Origin of the sequence: Pseudoalteromonas sp. SWYJZ98, from assembly GCF_015864495.1 — a bacterium.
In the GTDB taxonomy this organism is placed as follows: Bacteria; Pseudomonadota; Gammaproteobacteria; order Enterobacterales; family Alteromonadaceae; genus Pseudoalteromonas; species Pseudoalteromonas distincta.
On sequence record NZ_JADYXA010000036.1, the window covers coordinates 1 to 20695 of the forward strand.

Below are 20695 nucleotides of genomic sequence, written 5' to 3' on the forward strand. Positions count from 1 at the left end.
CCGAAGGTCGTCGGTTCACCTTTTATAAGTTCAGGCTCCCGCAACCACTGAAATAAATAAGAATGAAACGGCACGCTTAAAGCGTGTTTTTTTATGTCTAAAATTTGGTGTGTATATTGTGGCTCATAACCCGAAGGTCGTTGGTTCACTTTTTATAAGTTCAGGCTCCCGCCCCCTGAGATACACTTTAAAATGTTATAAACTTCTTAAAATAAATCGTTATTACTTAAAACCTTGTTTGGTTTGTGTTAAAACGACACAAATATTTTTAGGTTGTTACAAATATGACTGAACTTTACCACTGGTTTGATTTAATAGGCATTGCGGTGTTTGCTGTATCAGGCACTTTGCTAGCGTACGAGAAAAAAATGGATGGCTTTGGGGTCGTAGTTTTAGCGACAGTAACTGCTATTGGTGGTGGTACAGTGCGAGATCTAATTTTAGATGTTCCTGTGTTTTGGTTACACGATCAAAGTTACTTTTTTGCCATACTCGCTTCAGTATTTGTTACAACACGCCTTATAAATAAACAAAAGCCGATACCTCATTATATTTTACAAACAGCGGATGCGTTCGGGTTAGCTTTTTTTGCAGTAATGGGGGCGCAAAAAGCACAGCTTGTTGGTATGCCCGATATGACTGCGGTAATTATGGCTGTAATTACAGGCTGCTTTGGTGGATTAATTCGAGATGTGCTTGCACGCGAGATCCCTATGCTATTAAAGGGTGAGCTTTACGCTATTACCTGTATAGCGGGTGGTACTGTTTATACGCTTGGCATTAGTTTTTCGTTAGCAACCGAAATGGCGATGGTATTAGGCATGTTAATGACCTTATTACTTCGTTTAGCCGCTATAAAATGGCAAATCACATTACACGTTTTTAAATATCCTGACTAAACTGGTGTAATCACACCATTTACTAGGATAAGGAATGTCGTTAGCTCGTATATTTTCTCGTGCTCAAGTGGGCATAAATGCCCCTGAAGTTATTGTAGAAGTTCATCTAGGAAATGGTTTACCCGCTTTTCATATTGTAGGCCTGCCCGAAGCGTCTGTTAAAGAGTCGAAAGACAGGGTACGTAGCGCACTCGAAAACTCACAATTTGGTTTTCCCGATCAACGAATAACCGTAAATTTAGCCCCAGCCGACTTACCAAAAGATGGTGGGCGGTTTGATCTGGCTATTGCGGTGGGTATTTTAGTCGCCTCTGGGCAAATAGTGTGTCCTGATATTCATAAGTACGAGTTTTATGGTGAGCTTGCTCTTAATGGTGAAGTGCGTGGTGTAAACGCTATTTTACCTTCGGTACTTGCTGCAAAAGAGCAAGATCGTTGCTGCTTTTTACCTCTTGCAAACGACAGCCTAGCAAGCTTAGTTAATGGCGTTAAACGCAAAGCCGTAAGCTCTATTCAAGAAGTATGGGGCGACCTACTTAATCAACAACCCTTGCCATTAAATATAGAGTACCCCGACTGCACTCAAGCCCCTGATTTTTTACTCGATTTAAGCGATGTTAAAGGTCAGCCTGGCGCCAAGCGAGTATTAGAAATAGCCGCAGCTGGCGGGCATAATTTACTATTTTTAGGCCCTCCTGGTACTGGTAAATCAATGCTGGCCCAGCGAATGGCAACTATAATGCCTACTATGTCGGACGATGAAGCTATTTCAACAGCCGCGCTTTACTCTATTATTGGACAATCCATAGATTTAACTAATTGGCGACAGCGACCATTTCGTAATCCGCATCATACGTGCTCAGCTGTTGCTTTGGTGGGGGGCTCTTCAAATCCCAAGCCTGGTGAAATTTCGCTGGCACACAACGGTGTGCTCTTCTTAGATGAGTTACCGGAATTCGAGCGTAAGGTGCTTGATTCACTGCGTGAACCAATGGAGACCGGCACAGTAACTATTTCACGTGCAGCTAGGCAAATGGAGTTCCCAGCGCAGTTTCAGCTTATTACAGCATTAAACCCAAGCCCAACGGGGAGCCATACTGATAAGCGGGCAACTCCTGACCAAGTTATGCGTTATTTATCACGCGTGTCGGGGCCTTTTATTGACCGTATTGATTTGCAAATAGAACTACCTCGTTTAACGAGTGTTGAGCTACAAAGTACCAAACCAGAGGAAACCAGTGCTGAGGTTAGAGCAAGAGTTGAGGCTGCTTATTATGTGCAGCTAAAACGCCAAGGTAAGGTTAATGCGAGACTTAATAATAAAGAAATGAGTGTGCACTGTGAACTTGCGCCTGCAGAGTTGCAATTTTTAGCTAGAGCAAGCGAGAAGTTGTCTCTATCGCCACGCTCTTACCATAGAGTAATTAAGGTGGCGCGTACAATTAGTGATTTAAAAGGCGCTGAAAACATTACTTTAAATGAGCTTAAAGAAGCACTTAATTACCGCGCATTTGAGCGCCTTATTGCGCAATTAACTAAGTATTAAATAGAGAGCATATAACCTTTACCGCGAACGGTAACAATACGTTTTTGATCTTTTTCGTCATTTAATTTTTTACGTAAACGACCAATAAGCACATCAACAGTACGATCGTTTGGGCTCCAATCGGGCTGGCCTATTTCTTCTGATATTTTTTCACGGGATGTGGCTTTACCTGCATTACTAATTAAGCAAATAAGCACTTTATGTTCGGCTTCAGTTAAGCGTGACTCAACGCCCGCAGCAGTAATTAATGTGCGGTTATCGGGATGAAGCTTAAAGTCAGCATATTCTATAAACTCTTCGCTTTCGTCGTCTTCTAGGTTAACGGCAACACGCTTATAGAGCGCGCGCATGCGAAGCTCTAACTCAAGTAAATCGACGGGCTTACAAATATAGTCATCAGCACCTTGTGCAAGGCCTGCAATACGATCGGCTTGGGAGTCACGACTCGATAATACAATAACGCCAATATCGGTCAGTGTGTTTAATTCTTTTGCGAGCTGAAGCCCGTCGCGCTTTGGTAAGACAATGTCAATTATGGCTAATGATATAGCACCGCGCAGGTTTACCCGCTGCCTTACAATATTAAGTGCATCAGCGCCAGTGGGGTCTACCTCTATTGTAAATTCGGTATCTGCAAAGTGATTTTTGATGCGTTTAACGAGTAGTTCATCGTCTTCAACCAATAAAACATTAATAGCCATAGTACTTTATTTTGAATGCTTATAGCTCTGTATGGTAGCACCAATAGGTAAATGCTGAGAAGGGGGTTTATTAGTTTTAAGTAACTTAATATTTCAAAGGTGTATAAGACGTTATTAGAGGATTAGGTTAGCACCTTTAGACTAATTAAAAGGTGCTAAATAATTAATTCTACTATTAATAAATCTGTATTAAGTTGTTATTTTAAAGGTTCAGGCTCAGTCATTTTTATACATCGAGTCCCACCATTGAGGCTCGTTTTTTAGCTTTTTATCAAAGTATGCGAGCATGGTGTTCCACCAATCAAATCGTTTATCGCGTGCAAAAATTTGATGGTCGGCGCCTTTGTATTCGATTAACTCTACGTCCTTATTAAGCAGTTTAAGCGCAGTGTACATTGTTAAGCTTTCGCCAACAGGTACATTGGTATCGCTATCACCATGAAGAAGTAGCATAGGTGTTGTTACTTTGTCGGCATGAAATACAGGGCTATGTTGGCTGTAAAGCTCAGGGTTATTCCACGGGAAGCTATTTTTTGATGCTTCGCCAGAATATAAGTAGCCCCACCAACCTTCACCCCAATACGAGGTAATATTAGAAATACCCGCATGAGCTATTGAAGCACTAAATATATCGGTTTTAGTTGCTAATAACATGGTCATGAAGCCACCGTACGATGCCCCTAAGTTACCTACTTTTTTACTATCAACATAGTTGTATTTATTTAAAAAGGCTTGCGTGCCTTCGATAATATCGTCTGCGGTGTAGTCGCCCCAGGCATTAACATGCTGCGCTGAAAAATTTTGTCCAAACCCTGTTGCGCCAGTAGGTTGCACTACATAAACAACATAGCCATTTTCTGCCCATAAGTTAAACGGGTAACGACCTGTAAAATCACGCGTAACTGGTGAAGTACCGCCGTAGTAATACACGAGCGCTGGGTGCTTTTTAGTTTTATCTAAATTGCTTGGAATGTAAACACGGCCCGTTATTTCAACCCCATGTTTATTTTTAAAATTAAACTCTTCTAATGTAGGGAATCGTGTATTTGCATAGCTACTTGGTTTTGAATCCCATATTAAATCTGTTTTATTTTTACTTACGTTCAGGCGCTTTAGTTGTTGTGGCGCTAAAGCGTTAGTGCCACTTAATAAAATTTCGGTATTACGGTCGTGTGAGTAACTAAATTGTTCAACAATATCCAATCCCGTATTTAACTTTTTAAAGCGCTGTTTACTTAAATCAAATAGGTAAAGTGGTTGAGTGTCTTGCTCTGTTACTTTAATGAGCGCATCGCCGTTTTCTAAAACGTGCAGTTGGCCAATAGCGGGGTCGAATTGTTTACTGAGTGCTTTTACGTTTTTACCGCTTTCAGTAAGTAGGTAAAGTTGCCCGTCGTAGTTATTAGCAAGCATTGCTTTTGGTAGTGCTCTGCCTGCGCCATTTTTAAAGTCCGGGCCTGCAACTACATAAATATCTTTATTTGCGTATTTGGCTAAATTAAACGTTTTGAATTTACCAAGCGATGAAAGCTTGTTTGATTTTAAATCGAGTTCAACAAGCTCTGTTTCAGGGTGGGTTGATGCCTGCATTGCCATTACTGGGCGGCTCATTAATACTTTGCCACGGTTACTATTTGAATCTTCAAGGCTGTAAGAAAGAGGACCTTGGCTAAGTGCTTTTGTTAAACCACTTTTAGTATCAAGCATATAAATTTGGCTGATGGAACGTGCATACGACCAGCGATCTTGCAGACCTTTATAGTGCTTGGTTAAGCTGTTAGTACTCTCAGGTGATTTAGACCAGCTAAACAAAAGACTGGTGTCGTTATAAAAGGTAAAGCCATTAGCTCCTTCTAAATCGTTTGCTAATGTTTTTATTGAGAAGTTTTTACGGTTAAGTTGTTTAAGCTCACCATTTAACAAATACACTAAATATTGGTTATCTGGACTCCAAATAATGTTACTTGGTTGGCCTGCTTCAAAGCGATAAAGCGTTTGATTGTCTGAATCTTTAAGTACAGTAACTGTATTTGCTTGATTTTGTGTTTTATCGCTATAAGTGCGAGTGGTAGTAACGTACTGCTTGGCATTAGGTGCGAGTGATAATTGGCTAATTGTAGGAGCATCAAATAGTTGTTTTGCAGATAAACGTTTTATGTGTGAAGTGCTAAGCGTAATTTTATCAACCTCGCTTTTAGGAGCAAAATCAAGCGTTACATCGTGCCAATTAGCTACTTGCTGGGCTACAATTAAAGCAGTGTGAGTACTGTTATTTAAAGCTAACTTATAGTTATTTTTATCGCCTGTTTGTAGTTCGCCATTAATAAATAACTGACCTTGCTCAATCCCTTTTAAGGTAAGCGTACCTTGCGTAAAGCGGGTTGTTTCAATATTAAATTTTAGTGCCTGTAACCCACCTAAAGTGAGCGCATTGATTTTATTAAACGGTTGCCAGTTTTGTTTTTTCCCAAATACAGAAAAACTATCTGTGTCTACTTGTAGTTGTGGCAATAGGTTGTTAATAATCGCACTGCCATGAGGTGTCTGAAAAGGCTTTAACTGCATATCTTCGGCAAGTGGGCCGATAAACTGAATTTTTGATTTATCCAATGGTGCAGCTATTGCAGCAAAGCTTAAGCTGCTAAGTGTTAAAAGAGCTGCTGCGTACTTAAATAGCTTATTTTGATGACACCATGGTGCGCTAAATTTCATTATTATGCCTATTATTATTGGAAGTTTGGCCAAATATAGCATGTATTGTTACCATGCTCACATATCCAATATAGAGGAGAGAAAGTGACTTTACTGATAGTTTATATGGTAGTGGCGATTGTTATTTCGTTTTTATGTTCTGTGATGGAGGCTGTGTTATTAAGTATTTCGCCCAGCTATGTTGCATCACTTAGAAAAAAACACCCTGAGCTTGCTAAACAGCTCGAAAAGCTTAAAAACAATATAGATCAGCCTTTAGCTGCTATTTTAACTTTAAATACAGTTGCCCATACTGCAGGTGCAGCGGGAGTTGGCGCACAAGCGGCTGTCGTTTTTTCCGATGCGGCTGTAGGTATTGCATCAGCCATTATGACATTTCTCGTATTAATTCTTTCTGAAATTATACCTAAAACCTTGGGGGCTAATTACTGGCGAGCTTTAACCCCAAGTGTTACCTACGCTTTGCGGTTTTTAGTTATATCGCTAAAGCCTTTTGTATGGTTTGCTCAAAAGCTAACAAATTTAATGGGTCCAAAGCACGATGAGGCTTACTATATTCGTCAAGAGATAGAGGCAATGGCAGATATAGGCACGGAGTCGGGAGCATTACATCAAGATGAATCTGATATTATCCGTAATTTGTTGCATTTTAAGCATGCAAAATTATGTGATTTAATGACGCCGCGAACTGTTATTTTCAAAATCCATAAAGATTTAACAGTTAATCAGTATTTAAATGAACATGGATCGTCATCGTTTTCTAGAGTGTTGGTATTTGATAAAGATGCCGATGATATCGTTGGGTTTGTGCATAAAAACGATATTATGCTGGCATTTCACCGCTTAGGCACCGATTACAAAATTAGCAAATTGATTAAGCCTATTTATACCGTACCAACTTCTCAGAACGTATCGTCGTTACTGCAAACACTTTTAACAAAGCGCACTCATATATGCTTAGTTGTTGATGAGTACGGTGACGTGCAGGGTATTGTAACGTTAGAGGATATGATTGAAGCTTTAATGGGGCTAGAGATTGTAGATGAGCGTGACCAATCTACTAATATGCGCGCAGTAGCAAGGCAGCGTTGGCACAAACGCTTAGCAAGTAGTGCACATATAGTTAGTGAAGAAGATAAACACACTCGGGGTGATAATTAGCTAACAGGCCCCGAGTAAATATTAGTTCCGCTTTAAGCGGGGCTGCCATCAGTTTTTAGCCAATCTTTAGCCCAAGATATAAATTCGTCTTGTGGTTTAGGGCGACTAAATAAAAAACCTTGTATGGCTAGGTTTCTTCTATAGTGCCTTAAATAATCGAGCTCTTCTGGGCGTTCAACGCCTTCTGCCACTAAATCTAAATGATCTTTATTCGTAATATTAAATAACGAACTTACAACCACTTGAGAAAATAAATCTGTTTCTATATGGCTAATGAGTGAACGGTCTATTTTAATTTCAGTAAAAGGAAGGTTTCGAAGCTGGTTCATATTAGTAAAGCCAACGCCAAAGTCGTCTAGCGATATACCAAAGCCATGCATTCTTAATCTATTTAGTGTTTCTAATTGCATGAGGCTTGAGAGTGCATGTTGTTCTGTTATTTCTATAATTATATTACTAGGCGTGAGTTGGTTTAATTCTAAAATAAGTAATAATTTATTAGGGCAGTTTAGGTCATCGAGCTGGGTTGGCGATAAGTTAAAGGCCATTTTAAAATCATGACCTAGTTGTGCTGTCATATTTTTGAATTCGCTGGTGGCCTTTTCAAAAAGAGAAAATGTAATTTGATTAATTAAGTTGTGTTGTTCGGCAGTATTTATAAAACGGCAAGGTAAAATAATATTGTCGTCTTTACTTGATAAAATACGCGCTAACACTTCAACGCTTTCAATTTTATTGTTATCAGCGTTTATTTTTGGTTGATAATAAGGCGTTATTTCATCATTTTTTAATGCATCAATAAGCTCATCTTTTGAAATGGCTGGCTCTTTTAATAAAGTGTGGCTGTTTAATTGCGCCACTTTAGTAAGTAAACTACTAACCTGAGACAGTTGCACTGGCTTTGAAATATTACCAATGAGGTGCGCGTTATGTTGTTTCGCGAGATTGGCAGCTAAGCTAATAACTTTATGGTCCATTTCAGAAACAATTATTATACCGCCTTGATAATGTAACTCTCCTAAGTGGCGGATTAATTCCATGCCGTCCATTTCGGGCATATTGAGATCAGTAAAAATAGCATCAAAGTAGTTGATATCCTCTTTAACTTTTTCAAGCGCTTCTTTTGCATTCAGGCACGTAGTTATAGTGTTGGACATACCCAATTCGTTAAGTATAGCTTCCATAACGATCAAAATTGCTTTTGAATCGTCAACAACTAAAATATTAGGCACTATCTTCTTCACTGTTATCCCTTTCAATGTATCGCTTGGAGTTACTATAAAAGTAGTAGTGTTTTTTTATTTTGTCAGTATCAAATGCTTTTATTTTGAAAATAGTTACCTAGCACCTTCCCTCGTGTTTTTGAGCTGATTAGGTATACTAGCGCCATTATTTTAAACGGTCTTAATTATGATAAGAATAGATCTTACTTTAGCCGAGCAACCATTTTCGCTTATGCTGTATGGGCAAAAAATTGTGCAAGTGTTTCATGGACAACAAGCCATTACCTTTGATAACCCTCGTGAAAACTACTATCAGTTTACTCACGACAATAAAGTAATTGGTATTGATACTGGAACGGTGGAAGAGCAAAGCATTTCGCTTTTTGTAGATGATCAATTTGCAACACAACTTGCGCTACCAGCACCTACAAATGGCTCACCTAAAAAAGGCTTTTTAGGGCTAGCTGCATTAGGTTTTAAGCTTTTTAAAAGTGCTAAGGTAATTAAATTAGTGCTTGCAGGGGCTTCTGTTGCAGGCTATGCGTGGTTATTTAGTATTGAATTTGCACTAATGCTAATTGGTTGCTTAGTCGTACACGAGTACGGCCATGTGCGAGCAATGAAATACTTTGGCATAAAAACCAAAGGTATTTACTTAATCCCGTTTGTTGGTGGGCTTGCTGTAAGTGACGATAAAATAACGACTCGTTGGCAAGATGTCGTTATATCATTAATGGGGCCTGCGTTTGGTTTAATTACCTCGGTACTGGGTGTCGTTTTATATTACGCCACCGAGATGGAAATATTTGCAGGTGTTGCGGTGCTTAGTGCGTTATTAAATTTATTTAACTTGTTACCTATTTTGCCGCTTGATGGCGGGCATGTATTAAAAAGTATTAGCTTTTCAATGCGTTCATGGATTGGCCTAAGTGTATGTTTACTCGGTGTACTGTTTGGTTTATGGCTGAGCTACACATTTGGCTTAATGTTACTGGTATTCTTTTTGTTTGTAGGTGCGCTGGAAATTGTATTTGAATGGCGAGGCCGTCACTATTCACACTTAATGCCACTAGATAAATATGGCCAAGGCTTTTCAGCAGTTATGTATGCAATTGTAGTAGCGGGGCATGTAGCTGTAATGATGCACTTTGCCGATTCAGAAAATCCAATATTGAGCCTGCCGATGACTATTTTATCGAGCTAGTATTTATCGTTCTAGGTAAAAGTGGGCTGTAATATTTGTTACAGCCCGTTAAAAATTAATAAAAGCTCAATACCAGCGATATAAAAACCCCAGTTACAAACAACTGCACAACACAAAACCCCATAATATCTTTTGCTCTTAAGCCTGCGATAGCAAGGACGGGTAATGCCCAAAAAGGTTGAATTAGGTTAGTCCACGCATCACCCCACGCAACAGCCATTGCAACGCGAGATATATCGGCACCTAGCTCTTGTGCTGCAGGTATTACAATAGGTGCTTGTACAGCCCATTGGCCGCCGCCAGAGGGTACAAACATATTAACGAGTCCTGCACTTATAAAACTAAAAAATGGCAAGCTATCAGCATCTGCAACGGCAATAAAGCCACGTGATATCTGTTGTGCTAATCCGCTATCAACCATTACCGCCATAATGCCAGCATAAAAAGAAAATTGAATAACAATGCCAGCCCCGCTTGGAGTTGCTTGTTGCAGACTGTTAAGTAAATTATGGGGTGTTTGATGCAGCGTAATAGCTAAAAACAAAAATACGGCAATAACGCTATTAAGGTTTAAGTTTCCGCCAGCAATAAAAAAGTAATAACCTAAATATGCCAAACCTAATAAGCCAATTGTCATGCCGAGTAGTTTACTTTTTTCCAAATGTTGGGCAGGTCTGGTTATTGTTGTGGGCTTAGGTGTTGTCTCTTGTAAAAGAGCTGGGTCGATATATACGCTTTCTTGCTCGCTTGGCAGCATATAGCGATTAACGAGCGGCATAATAATGAATAAACCAACTAATATGGCTATATTAAAGCCCGCAAATAAAGTGTGCTCTGTACTAATAATACCAATGCTGGCCTCTGAAAAGTGACCATCGGTTGCAATAGTTAAAGGAATCGAACCCGCTAATCCGCCATGCCATACAACAAAGCCTGAGTAAGCGCTGGCTACTAATAATCGATAATCAACACGAGTATGTTTAGCAATTGCCTTGGCAAAAAGGGCACCAATAACTAAGCCAAATCCCCAATTTATCCAGCTCGCTAAAAGCGAAATAAGCGTGACTAATATAATTGCTTTAGGTGCGGTGCTTGCAAATGTTGCTAGCTTTTCTAATAACTTACTTATAGGTGGCGTACTTGCCAACATATAGCCTGTAATTAACACTAGTAGCATTTGCATAGCAAAACTTAATAAGTTCCAAAACCCACCTCCCCACGCTTGTAATACTTCAATGTTAGTTGCAGTTGTAAATAAGCTCGCACTGACAAGGGTAATTATTGTAAGTAAAATTACAAATATAAAAGGGTCGGGAAGATAACGCTCTACAATTTTAGTAAAAGGGCGGGCTATTTTATTAAGCATAAGCACAACTGTTTTGGTTATTATTTTAACGCTAATTAATCATGAAAAATCACCATTGGCAAACAGCATTTAGTCTAATATTTGCGGTTAAAAGCTTAAACATTGCTTAAAAGCATCGCTTACAGTAACGTACTGTTTATAGATAATTTACTAACGAAGACTTTGTATTATGCCGGTGATATTTAAAAGGCTAGCGTTACTTGTTCGCGCTCATATAGATCAGTTGAGTTGGCAAACAGTGGCATTAGCTATTTTGACTCATATGCTATTAACATGGAGCTTACTATTTATAGCGAATGAGAAAGCGTTAACCTCGCTTACTACCTTTTTTTACTATTACACAGTAACAACATCAACAGTGGGATATGGTGACTTTAGTCCAACTACTGATCTTGGTCGTTGGGTGGTTGCATTAATACAAATTCCATTTGGTTTAGCTTTATTTGGTGTTTTGCTAGGAAAAGCAGGACAAACTGTTACTTACTTAATTAGGCGCGCTATGACTGGTGATAAAAACTTTGCCCACAGTAACCACCATATTATTATTTTTGGTTGGCACGACACTCGTACAAAAAAGATGATTGATTACATTTTGGCAGATACGAAACGTACTGACCGTCGTATTTTACTCGCGGTAACAGAGCAAATGGATCATCCTTTTTTAGCTAACGAAAGCGTTGATTTTGCACGTTTAACGAGCTTCACTAATTTAGTTGAGCTAGAGCGGGTTGCTATTCGTAGTGCTGATAAGGTGATTATTGATGGTCAAGATGACGATCAGACATTTACAACAGCCCTGCGCATTAGTCGCTTAGTAAAAGATGATTGTCATATAAGTGCTCACTTTTTGGATGAAACCAAAGTTGAGATGATGTTAGAGCATTGCCAAAATGTAGAGTGTAGTAGTGCAAAATCAGCTGAGATACTCGTACGCTCAATGCAAGATCCAGGTTCGAGCCGTGTGCAAGAGGAGCTGCTATCTACTTTGCACGGCGATACACAATTTAGTTTGAAAATACCAAACGGATGCAAAGATATGGAGTTTGGTACTTTGTTTCATCATTTTAAGCTTGAGCATGATGCCATACTGTTGGGTGTTGCTCATAATTTAAGTGCGCAAAATATGGATTTAAATCCACAATTAGATTACAAAGTAAGTGAAGGCGATATTCTGCACTATATATCGGTGGATCGAGTATTAAGTAGTGAAGTAGACTGGTCGAGCCTAGAAAAATAATGAATGAAGTTGTATTTTTAATTGTTGTTTTAAGTGCTTATATATTACCTGTCGTTATTGTACTCAACAGTAAGCGTACACAGGGTCATGAAAAGAATGGCTGGCTAATGGGAATAATTATATTTTCTTGGTTAGGGTTAATGATGTACTTTGCCATTGTGCCCAAGTATGGGCACAAAAAGAAAAAGGCCAAATAGAGTAGTTGGCCTTTACAGTCGCTTTTACTGGCGTAATTACTCTTCTAGTTGCTTAATTTTATGCTCAATTAAAGGATCGTCAGGTACAAGTTGTTGAGCAACTTCTAATAACTGAATGGCATCATTAGGATGCTCATCTTGATGCTTAAGAGCAACGTCTATTAATGGCTGAATATCAATTTTTGCCTGATGTTCCTGTACGTGAACTTCTTTTTCATCAATCAAAATATTATGAGCTTTGCTCAATAGTGTTTGACGGTGAGCTGAGTTTACATTCGCTTTATTGAGGCTTTTGTAATAATCCTCTTTAAAGCGTAAGGTTTTAGTTTGCAGACGAAATTGCGCAATATCAATTTGCTGGTGCTGAATAAAATCGACGGCTACTTGCTTATAAAATCCAAACTTATTCAAATATGTGGCATGTGTGCCATGTCCCATACCAAATACCCGTAAGTGAGTTAGCTGCTTATAGCGCTTAGCATGCATTCGGTCTATACGATTAGTTGGGTCGTAAATAATATAGCCTTGGGCATCTCCTAAATCTAGATCGTGATAATCTTGCTGCCAATCAAACTGCTGAGCTATATCGGTACTAGAGCGGTCATCCCACGGCACTAACTCTTTATTTTTAGTACTTACCGGATGGAAGAACAATACTTGGTTTAGTTTTAATAATTTAGCAAAAGCGCCAACAGCAAATCCACCACGACTTAGACCGTAACCTAATCGGCAATTAAACGGCGTAAGTAATGTTGATAATTGCTCGAGAAAAAAGATTAAATTTCGATTACGAAACCAATTACTCTTACCTAAGTGCTGAAAAGCGATAACATTTACGTTTTGTTTTTGAGCTAGGTGATAACCCCAAGGTGCAAAATCAGAATTGAGATCTTGTTCTTGCACATTAGTACCAGCAGGAGAAAAAGTAAAAAGCAGGGGCTTATTCACGTCAACAAAATCATACTTAACAAATACATCGCCGAGTAAATCACTACCCGTCATGGGTAATCGAGTTTGTTGCTCATTGCGCGGGAGAGTTAACCATTCATCTAACCAATACAGTAATTTCATTAATCCTCCAGCTATAAGTCGGCGCGGATCATATCAAACTCAATGAAATTAGGTCAAACCGAGAGGGTGTTACTGCGCCATTTTGATTATTTCATCCCAGTCATTTTTAGTAACAGGCATTATTGATAGACGTCCGCCCTTTTTAAGTGCGATTTCAGTAATATTGTCATTGGCTTTTATATCTTTAAGGCTAATTAATTTTTTTAAATGGCTTTGGTAAGTAACCTCAACAACAACCCAGCGTGGTTTGTCGCTGGTGGCTTTTGCATCGTAATAGTCGCTACTTAAATCAAACTGAGTAGGGTCAGGGTAGGCATCGTGTGTCACTTCGGCAATACCCGCTACACCTACGTGTTTACAGCTTGAATGGTAAATCATCACTGAATCACCGAGCTTAACGCCATCACGCATGAAGTTTCGCGCTTGGTAATTACGCACGCCTTCCCAAAGAGTCGTTTGTTTTGGTGCGTTTTTTAAATCATCTAATGAAAACGCATCGGGTTCAGTTTTAAATAGCCAGTAAGCCATAACAGTATTCCTAACAAATATTTACTTCCCACTATTGTATAGTATCATTTGGATACTAGGGTAATGAGGAAGAAGTAATGAGCCAAGTATTAGATGATTTATTGTCGTTGTTAACACTTGAAGAAATTGAGCAAGGTTTATATCGAGGACAAAGCCAAGATTTAGGCTTTGGTGCTGTATTTGGCGGTCAAGTTATGGGGCAGGCGCTTTCTGCTGCCAAAGAAACCCTACCTGAGGGGCGTATAGTTCACTCATTACATTCTTACTTTTTACGCCCAGGCGATCCAGCTAAACCGATTGTTTATGATGTAGAAACTATTCGCGATGGAAAGAGCTTTAGTACTCGCCGAGTAAAAGCGATTCAGTACGGTAAGCCAATTTTTTATATGACAGCGTCGTTTCAGGGTGAAGAAAATGGTTTGTCGCATCAAGCAACAATGCCTGATGTACCCGCACCTGAAGAGTTACGCTCATCACTTGAGTTTTATCAAGATAACGCTTCTCATATCCCTGAAGTCATCCGTAATAAGTTTACGCGTGAAATGCCAATTGAAATGCGACCAGTAACTTTTCATAACCCGTTTAAACCAGAAGTTATGGAGCCGGTAAAGCATATTTGGTTTAAAGCTAATGGTGAAATGCCAGACGATCAGCGCATCCACAATTACTTATTAGCATACGCCTCTGATTTTGAGTTTTTACCAACAGCATTGCAGCCTCATGGTGTATCGTTTATGCAGCCAAATATGCAAGTAGCTACTATTGATCATGCAATGTGGTTTCATCGGCCATTTAGAATGGATGATTGGATTTTGTATTCAATTGACAGTCCAAGTGCGAGTAATGGGTGTGGTTTGGTACGGGGGCAGTTTTTTGATCGCCAAGGCAACTTGGTTGCCTCAACAATGCAAGAAGGGGTTATGCGTCAGCGCTAACCCCCCTTCTATAGATATATTACTAGTTACACTGATCTTGTACTATATCGCTGATTGACTGCCAGACGCGTGCTGGCAGTAATGTTTTAAGGTGTGCGTAGGTTTCGCAAAGTTGTGTACTGCCTACTAAGCCTTTATCACCCTCTGTTATTAACGACTCGCCACGTAAGTTTTCGATAAAACTAACAAGTACTTTTTTATCAAAAAACTCAGGTGTTTTAATGCCATGCAGTGTGCCTAAACGCTGTGCAAGCACTTGGCTCTCTCTTTCAAGCTCTGCTTTTTCAATGCCATCACTTGTTTGAATAAAACCAATCACAATAGCGTAACGTTGTAGAGTAAAACTAAGTGCTCGTCCAAGCATTTCTAGCTTAGCTAAGCAGTCATTACTGTTCGTTATATGAATGTTATCGCCATCAAACTCAATTAAATTTTGATCAGCAAAGTTAGCTAAAATACGCGTTATATAGTTTTCATCAAGAGGCTGTAAATACCACTCTTTAGCAAATAGCGGATAAAATGTTTTTACAAGTTGCTGGCATTGAGCAATCGTAGTGCTGTGTTGTTTAAATAGATGTAGTGCAATTAAGCTTGGTACTGCAAACAAGTGCAAAATATTGTTTCGGTAGTAATTAAACAGTACTTTTTCTTTATCGCTAATAGTAATAATTTCGCCAAATTCATCACTGATAACTTCAAACTTATTCAGCTTTAATGCATGCGTTAGTAATTGCTCTGGTGTTTCGTCTGGTGTAGTTACTTTATTACTGTAGCTGGCATCACGCTGTAAGCGCAGATAAAAATCAAGCTGTGCTAATAGCTTTGGTTTACTCAATGCTTGCTTATCATTAACCAGCAATATCATCGCTAGTAAGTTAACCGCATTAAGCGCCGCTGCATTATTAATTTTAACCATTACTTGGTCGGCAAGTTTAGTTACTTGTGGTGCTAACCATTGTGGCTTTTGCACGTCAGTTGGGTGTATTGAATCACGCCAATCAGGTTGGTTATCGTTTAAGTATTGGTTAATAGAGATTGGGTCGCCAAAGTTTAAATTACCACGACCGTAGTTTTTAAGGTTTTTGATTGCCTTAAAAATACCAAATATAGATTCGCCTTTTTTATCTTTACCATCTAGCTCTTTAAGGTAGGTGTTAATTTCCATGACGTGCTCGTAGCCAATGTACACAGGAACAATAGATATTGGTCTGTCTATTCCGCGTAGCATTGCTTGTAATGTCATAGATAGCATGCCCGTTTTAGGTGGCAGTAAGCGTCCAGTTCGGCTTCGACCGCCCTCCGTGTAAAACTTAACAGAGTAACCTTTAATAAACAGTTGGCTTAAATACTCTTTGAATATGGCAGAATAAAGTTTATTACCTGCAAACGAACGGCGAATAAAAAACGCACCAGAGCGTCTAAATATGCCTCCGGCAGGGAAAAAGTTAAGATTTATACCTGCAGCTATATGCGGAGGTACTAAACCTAAATGATAAATAGAGTAAGTAAGCAGTAAGTAATCCATATGGCTGCGATGACAAGGCATATAAATTATTTCATGCCCTTTATCTGTTAGTTCATGAATTTGTTCGGCGTGTTTAATATCAATACCATTATAAAGCTTATTCCATAACCAAGTTAAAAACCTTTCGGCCACACGTATCATTGCTTCAGAGTAATTAGCGGCTATTTCATCAAGTAGCTTAAGTGCATTTTGACGAGCTTCTGTTTGGCTAATGTTTTTAGCGTTAGCTTCATCTTGAATTGCTTTTTTTATAGTAGGTGACGCTAATAATGAATTAAACAATTGCTCACGAGATGGCATTTTAGGGCCTGTAGCAGCTAGCTTTTGGCGCTTAAAGTGAACACGCGCTACGCGTAATAATTTATGAGGTAACTCACTTACATCGGCTTTTTCATTGACTAAAAGTGATAAGTCGAGTGGTTGGCTAAAGCGAATAAAGTTATCGCGCCCTGAAAATAACACCACAAAAAACTTTCTAAACCAGCTTGGAGTAAGAGAGTGTGTAATTAAAGTACGTAGTCCTGGCTTTTCTTTACCTGGATCGCGCCCCCATAAAATAGTAACAGGCACCACTTGTACGTTTTGCTGACCGCTTTTTATTAAGTACTCAATAATTTGCTTGCCTTGAGCTAAAGCATTTGTTGGTTTTGCTTTATCACCAAATAACGGTGGAGGATTTTTAATACCAATAAAACGGTCTAAATTTTGGGTCCCTAGCACTTGCTCTTCTGTTGGGCTTGGTAGGCCATTCTTTTTACAAACATGCGCCAGCGCGGCTAAATCAAAACGTGAATTTAAACGCACTATATAAAATGTAGGGTACTCAGGGTTTAGCTCATACTGTTTAATAGGATTTTCTGGCAGCACTTTGCTTTTCACAAATAAGCGGCTAAATCCAGCAGACATAACATTTAAACAATAATTAAAAATACGCATCGACTCACCATATTGAGAGTATTAAGGGCAAAATTAGCGCAACAGGATACCATAATATCTAAAAATCCCTTAGTTTGCGCAATTAAGATGTTTAGTTGTTTGTTGACTAGCATCAAAAGCATTAGTTCAAGTATAGCTATTGAACATGTATGGACGCATATTTAATCAAATTAGTATTCATTACATTGTTTCTAAATAGTTGTTGCATTTATCACCAATACCTCTATAATACGCAGGCTTTCAAAATTCCTCTGGGAATTAGAAAGGATAAATTAAGCTTGGATTTCAAGCTAATAAACAGGAGTTCCGATTTGGAACTCAACGTAGATATAATCAAACAGCCGGCATCTTAAGTTTTAAGATTGTTTCGGTCGTTTTTTTATGCTCTTTTATATGCTCTTTATATTGAGGTTAAGAATGTCAAATCAACGCATTCGTATTCGCCTAAAAGCTTTTGACCACCGTTTGATTGACCAATCAACGGCAGAAATCGTGGAAACTGCGAAACGCACTGGCGCACAAGTACGTGGTCCAATCCCACTACCTACACGCTTTGAACGTTTTACTGTACTAACTTCACCGCACGTTAATAAAGATGCGCGTGATCAGTACGAGATCCGCACCCATAAACGTCTGATAGACATCGTAGAACCAACTGACAAGACTGTAGACGCGCTTATGCGTTTAGATCTTGCTGCTGGTGTTGATGTTCAAATCAGCCTGGGTTAATCGAAAGATTAGAGAGGTTTTAGGAAAATGGCATTAGGTCTAGTCGGTCGTAAAGTGGGTATGACACGAATCTTCACTGAAGATGGTGTATCTATCCCTGTGACAGTTATTGAAGCGACACCTAACCGCATTGCTCAGATCAAATCTGACGCAACAGACGGTTATAACGCGCTTCAAGTAACCGCAGGCACTAAAAAAGCAAGTCGTGTAAACAAAGCTAAAGCGGGTCATTTCGCTAAAGCTGGTGTTGAAGCGGGTCGCGGTCTGTGGGAATTCCGCCTTAACGGTGGTGAAGGCGATTTTGAAGTAGGCGCTGAGCTTACTGTTGAATTATTCAACGAAATCAACAAGGTTGACGTAACCGGTACTTCTAAAGGTAAAGGTTTCCAAGGTGGTGTTAAGCGCTGGAATTTCAGCATGCAAGACGCTACACATGGTAACTCTCTATCTCACCGTGCTCCTGGTTCAATCGGTCAAAACCAATCACCTGGTAAGGTGTTTAAAGGTAAGAAAATGGCCGGTCATATGGGTGCTGAGCGTGTAACGACTCAAAACTTAGAACTAGTTCGCGTTGACGCTGAGCGTAATTTGCTTTTAGTTAAGGGTGCAGTACCTGGAGCTATTGGCGGTGACGTTATCGTTAAACCAGCTGTTAAAGCATAAGTCCTGGAGATTTAGTGATGGAATTAGCAATTAAAGACGCTTCTGGCGGTCTTGAAGTTTCTGAAGCTACTTTTGGACGTGAGTTTAACGAAGCATTAGTACACCAAGTAGTTGTTGCATACGCAGCAGGTGCTCGTCAAGGTACTCGTGCTCAGAAGACACGTTCTGAAGTAAGCGGTGGTGGTAAAAAACCATGGGCTCAAAAAGGTACTGGCCGTGCACGTGCCGGTACAATCCGTAGCCCAATTTGGCGTTCAGGTGGCGTTAGCTTTGCAGCTAAACCACAAGACCACAGCCAAAAAGTAAACCGTAAAATGTACCGTGGTGCGATTAAAAGCATCTTATCTGAATTAGTTCGTCAAGAGCGTTTAATCGTTGTTGAAAGTTTTGCTCTAGCAGCACCAAAAACTAAAGAACTAGTTGCTAAGCTTAAAGAACTTGAGCTTAAAGATGTTCTTATCGTGACTGAAGAAGTTGATGAAAATCTTTTCTTATCGGCACGTAACCTTTATAAGGTTGACACACGTGATGTAGCTGGTATCGATCCTGTAAGCTTAATTGCTTTCGATAAGGTACTTATTACAGCCGCTGCTGTTAAGCAACTTGAGGAGGCGCTAGCATGATTCGCGAAGAACGTCTTTTAAAAGTGATCCTTGCTCCACATATCTCTGAAAAAAGCACAATTGCTGCTGAAGAAAACAATACTATTGTTTTTAAAGTAGTAAATGACGCAACTAAAGCTGAAATTAAAGTAGCAGTTGAGAAGCTTTTTGAAGTAGAAGTAACGGGTGTTCGCACACTTAACGTTAAGGGTAAAACAAAACGTACTGGCGCACGTTTCGGTCGTCGTAGCGACTGGAAAAAAGCTTACGTTACTCTTAAAGAAGGCAGCGAGCTAGACTTTGTCGGCGGCGCCGAGTAATAAGGGGATAGAATTATGGCACTTCAAAAGTGTAAGCCTACTTCTGCGGGCCGTCGTCACCTAGTTAAAGTGGTTAACTCTGATCTACATAAGGGTAAGCCATACGCACCACTTTTAGAGAAAAACTCTAAATCAGGTGGTCGTAATAACAATGGTCGTATTACGGTTCGTCATATCGGTGGTGGTCATAAACAACATTACCGTTTAATCGATTTTAAACGTACTAAAGATGGCATTCCAGCCACTGTTGAACGTTTAGAATACGATCCAAATCGTAGCGCAAACATCGCTCTTGTATTATATGCAGACGGTGAGCGTCGTTACATTATCGCACCAAAAGGCTTAAAAGCTGGCGATGCAATCCAGTCTGGTGTTGATGCACCAATCAAACCTGGTAATGCATTACCAATGCGTAATATGCCTGTAGGTTCGACTGTTCACAACGTAGAATTAAAACCAGGTAAAGGTGCTCAAATCGCACGTTCTGCTGGTGCATACGTTCAAATCCTTGCTCGTGATGGTCAGTATGTAACATTACGTCTTCGTTCAGGCGAAGTTCGTAAAGTTGAATCTGATTGTCGTGCGACTCTAGGTGAAGTAGGCAATGCAGAGCATATGCTTCGTTCACTTGGTAAAGCAGGTGCAAATCGCTGGCGTGGTATTCGTCCGACAGTTCGTGGTGTTGCCATGAACCCGGTAGATCACCCACACGGTGGTGGTGAAGGTCGTACATCTGGTGGTCGTCATCCTGTGTCTCCATGGGGTAAGCCGACTAAAGGTGCGAAGACGCGTAAGAACAAGCGTACGGATAAATTTATAGTACGTCGTCGTACTAAGTAATATTGAGGAATAGCCATGCCACGCTCTCTCAAGAAGGGTCCTTTTATAGACCTACACTTGCTGAAGAAGGTAGAGAAAGCTTTGGAAAGCGGTGAGAAAAAGCCAATTAAAACTTGGAGCCGTCGTTCAATGATCATACCTAACATGATCGGATTGACCATTGCTGTCCATAATGGTCGCCAGCACGTACCAGTTTTCGTTTCTGACGAAATGATCGGTCACAAACTAGGTGAATTTGCACCAACTCGCACTTACCGTGGCCATGCTGCGGATAAGAAAGCGAAGAAACGATAAGAGGGG

20 protein-coding genes are annotated in these 20695 nt (G+C 39.8%); 13 read left to right on the plus strand and 7 right to left on the minus strand.

What is annotated here, in order from left to right:
• Positions 1–284 precede the first annotated feature (284 nt).
• Entirely contained in the window at positions 285–899 is a 615-nt protein-coding gene (locus I6F10_RS15925; RefSeq protein ID WP_002957915.1) for a trimeric intracellular cation channel family protein, read from the plus strand.
• 34 nt (positions 900–933) lie between these two features.
• A complete protein-coding gene (locus I6F10_RS15930; RefSeq protein WP_154903621.1) occupies positions 934–2445 on the plus strand; it encodes a YifB family Mg chelatase-like AAA ATPase in 1512 nt (503 codons plus the stop codon).
• Here I6F10_RS15930 and I6F10_RS15935 read toward each other — a convergent pair.
• Positions 2442–3146, minus strand: a complete 705-nt coding sequence (locus I6F10_RS15935) for a response regulator transcription factor (protein ID WP_024605629.1) — start codon at positions 3144–3146, stop codon at positions 2442–2444. The genes I6F10_RS15930 and I6F10_RS15935 overlap by 4 nt on opposite strands.
• 216 nt (positions 3147–3362) lie before the next feature.
• On the minus strand, positions 3363–5858 hold the full coding sequence (locus I6F10_RS15940) for an alpha/beta hydrolase family protein (RefSeq protein ID WP_197099119.1): 2496 nt from the start codon (positions 5856–5858) through the stop codon (positions 3363–3365).
• Between the two features lie 84 nt (positions 5859–5942).
• On the opposite strand from I6F10_RS15940, the gene I6F10_RS15945 reads away from it, so the two are divergent.
• The gene (locus I6F10_RS15945; RefSeq protein ID WP_002957910.1) at positions 5943–7019 is read left to right on the plus strand and encodes a hemolysin family protein; all 1077 of its coding nucleotides are present in this window, start codon (positions 5943–5945) and stop codon (positions 7017–7019) included.
• Positions 7020–7051: 32 nt separating this feature from the next.
• On the opposite strand, the gene I6F10_RS15950 is transcribed toward I6F10_RS15945, so the two are convergent.
• Positions 7052–8263: an EAL domain-containing response regulator gene (locus I6F10_RS15950; protein WP_165743479.1), complete on the minus strand. Its 1212-nt coding sequence runs from the start codon at positions 8261–8263 to the stop codon at positions 7052–7054.
• A gap of 166 nt (positions 8264–8429) precedes the next feature.
• On the opposite strand from I6F10_RS15950, the gene I6F10_RS15955 reads away from it, so the two are divergent.
• On the plus strand, positions 8430–9446 hold the full coding sequence (locus tag I6F10_RS15955) for a metalloprotease (protein WP_165743477.1): 1017 nt from the start codon (positions 8430–8432) through the stop codon (positions 9444–9446).
• A gap of 55 nt (positions 9447–9501) precedes the next feature.
• On the opposite strand, the gene I6F10_RS15960 is transcribed toward I6F10_RS15955, so the two are convergent.
• Positions 9502–10812 (minus strand): short-chain fatty acid transporter, encoded by a 1311-nt coding sequence (locus I6F10_RS15960; protein ID WP_165743475.1) that lies wholly within the window; start codon positions 10810–10812, stop codon positions 9502–9504.
• Between the two features lie 169 nt (positions 10813–10981).
• Here I6F10_RS15960 and I6F10_RS15965 point away from each other — a divergent pair, with 169 nt between their 5' ends.
• Together I6F10_RS15965 and I6F10_RS15970 are read left to right on the plus strand one after the other, a co-directional pair.
• Complete coding sequence (locus I6F10_RS15965; protein ID WP_165743474.1) at positions 10982–12049, plus strand: potassium channel family protein; 1068 nt, start codon at positions 10982–10984, stop codon at positions 12047–12049.
• Positions 12049–12246, plus strand: a complete 198-nt coding sequence (locus tag I6F10_RS15970) for a PLDc N-terminal domain-containing protein (RefSeq protein ID WP_002957905.1) — start codon at positions 12049–12051, stop codon at positions 12244–12246. Before I6F10_RS15965 ends, I6F10_RS15970 begins: the two co-directional genes overlap by 1 nt.
• A gap of 36 nt (positions 12247–12282) precedes the next feature.
• Here the strand turns inward: I6F10_RS15970 and I6F10_RS15975 are convergent, their stop codons facing one another.
• Positions 12283–13317 carry a cytosolic protein gene (locus I6F10_RS15975; RefSeq protein WP_165743472.1) on the minus strand — a complete coding sequence of 345 codons (1035 nt, stop codon included), beginning with the start codon at positions 13315–13317 and terminating at the stop codon, positions 12283–12285.
• Between the two features lie 69 nt (positions 13318–13386).
• Positions 13387–13845: an EVE domain-containing protein gene (locus tag I6F10_RS15980; RefSeq protein ID WP_165743470.1), complete on the minus strand. Its 459-nt coding sequence runs from the start codon at positions 13843–13845 to the stop codon at positions 13387–13389.
• A gap of 77 nt (positions 13846–13922) precedes the next feature.
• Between I6F10_RS15980 and tesB the strand changes: the two genes are divergently transcribed.
• Entirely contained in the window at positions 13923–14780 is an 858-nt protein-coding gene (gene tesB, locus I6F10_RS15985) for an acyl-CoA thioesterase II (RefSeq protein WP_002957902.1), read from the plus strand.
• A 22-nt stretch (positions 14781–14802) separates the two neighbouring features.
• Here tesB and plsB read toward each other — a convergent pair whose 3' ends face one another.
• Complete coding sequence (plsB, locus tag I6F10_RS15990; protein ID WP_154903615.1) at positions 14803–17241, minus strand: glycerol-3-phosphate 1-O-acyltransferase PlsB; 2439 nt, start codon at positions 17239–17241, stop codon at positions 14803–14805.
• A gap of 417 nt (positions 17242–17658) precedes the next feature.
• On the opposite strand from plsB, the gene rpsJ reads away from it, so the two are divergent.
• The 6 genes from rpsJ to rpsS are packed head-to-tail and all read left to right on the plus strand — an operon-like array spanning position 17659 to position 20689.
• The gene (gene rpsJ / locus I6F10_RS15995; RefSeq protein ID WP_002957900.1) at positions 17659–17970 is read left to right on the plus strand and encodes a 30S ribosomal protein S10; all 312 of its coding nucleotides are present in this window, start codon (positions 17659–17661) and stop codon (positions 17968–17970) included.
• 27 nt (positions 17971–17997) lie between these two features.
• Positions 17998–18633, plus strand: coding sequence for a 50S ribosomal protein L3 (rplC, locus tag I6F10_RS16000; RefSeq protein WP_002957898.1), 636 nt, complete (start codon positions 17998–18000; stop codon positions 18631–18633).
• A gap of 17 nt (positions 18634–18650) precedes the next feature.
• Positions 18651–19256 (plus strand): 50S ribosomal protein L4, encoded by a 606-nt coding sequence (gene rplD, locus I6F10_RS16005; RefSeq protein WP_002957897.1) that lies wholly within the window; start codon positions 18651–18653, stop codon positions 19254–19256.
• A complete protein-coding gene (gene rplW, locus I6F10_RS16010; protein ID WP_002957896.1) occupies positions 19253–19555 on the plus strand; it encodes a 50S ribosomal protein L23 in 303 nt (100 codons plus the stop codon). The genes rplD and rplW overlap by 4 nt, the downstream gene beginning before the upstream one ends.
• A gap of 15 nt (positions 19556–19570) precedes the next feature.
• Positions 19571–20395 carry a 50S ribosomal protein L2 gene (rplB, locus tag I6F10_RS16015; protein ID WP_002957895.1) on the plus strand — a complete coding sequence of 275 codons (825 nt, stop codon included), beginning with the start codon at positions 19571–19573 and terminating at the stop codon, positions 20393–20395.
• 15 nt (positions 20396–20410) lie between these two features.
• Positions 20411–20689, plus strand: a complete 279-nt coding sequence (rpsS, locus tag I6F10_RS16020) for a 30S ribosomal protein S19 (protein ID WP_004588689.1) — start codon at positions 20411–20413, stop codon at positions 20687–20689.
• Positions 20690–20695: the final 6 nt, after the last annotated feature.